This is a genomic window from Mesorhizobium sp. M7D.F.Ca.US.004.03.1.1 (genome assembly GCF_003998635.1).
GTDB classification, from domain to species: domain Bacteria; phylum Pseudomonadota; class Alphaproteobacteria; order Rhizobiales; family Rhizobiaceae; genus Mesorhizobium; species Mesorhizobium loti.
In genome coordinates this window covers 1-677 of record NZ_RZQG01001606.1, presented here as the reverse complement: position 1 = coordinate 677, position 677 = coordinate 1, and the positions used below count along the sequence as shown (strand labels likewise).

Genomic DNA, 677 nt, shown 5'->3' with positions numbered 1-677 from the left:
GCCTCTACCTAAAGTGGATCGTCGATGCGGCGGCTTTCTGCCCGCGCCTACGGCTCTCCTATTCGTCCGCTGCTCCTGACGAACAATTGCCCCACGAGGATCCCGACAATGCCTGCGCAGGCTTTCACGACTGCGTCGGAAAGCTGCGCGTGGCGACCGGGATCAATGATCTGAAGCAGTTCCAATATGCCGGCGGTCACAGCCACGAAGATCACGGCTTGATACAGTCGATTGGGGAAGCCGAGCGCCAGGGCGAAGCCCAACAGGACATAGGCCAAGGCACGCTCAACATTCGCTTCGGCGATGTGCGGCCGCATCTGGATCGGCGACAAGGTCGCGAAAGTGATGATGGCGAGCAGCGCCAGCGCTAGAGTGCGGGACAGTTTGGTCATATCCTTGCATATCCGTCGTGAGCCGGCACAGCAAATGCCGGGATGACGCATGGCCGGATCGCTGCCGCCATGCCGTGCTGCCCGCCGGTGGCTTTCGTCGAACTATTCCTCGGTCGGCATATGCAGATACATAGACTGGATGCCGACCCGACCCGGCCCGGTGAACCGGTTGACGATAAAATTCATGTTGGCTCCGAAGAAGCCGCTCGACAGGCGGTCGATCTTGGTTTCCATCCTGACCGAGACATCCTTGAACAGCCAGCCACCCGGTTCGATGTCGATGGT

At 60.0% G+C, this 677-nt stretch carries 1 protein-coding gene and 1 pseudogene; both read right to left on the bottom strand.

The features are described 5' to 3' along the window. Positions 1-47: 47 nt before the first annotated feature. Positions 48-392: a VanZ family protein gene (locus tag EN935_RS39010; RefSeq protein WP_164757748.1), complete on the bottom strand. Its 345-nt coding sequence runs from the start codon at positions 390-392 to the stop codon at positions 48-50. A 102-nt stretch (positions 393-494) separates the two neighbouring features. Continuing rightward, positions 495-677 (bottom strand): annotated as a pseudogene (locus EN935_RS39005) (AIM24 family protein); the annotation flags it as partial.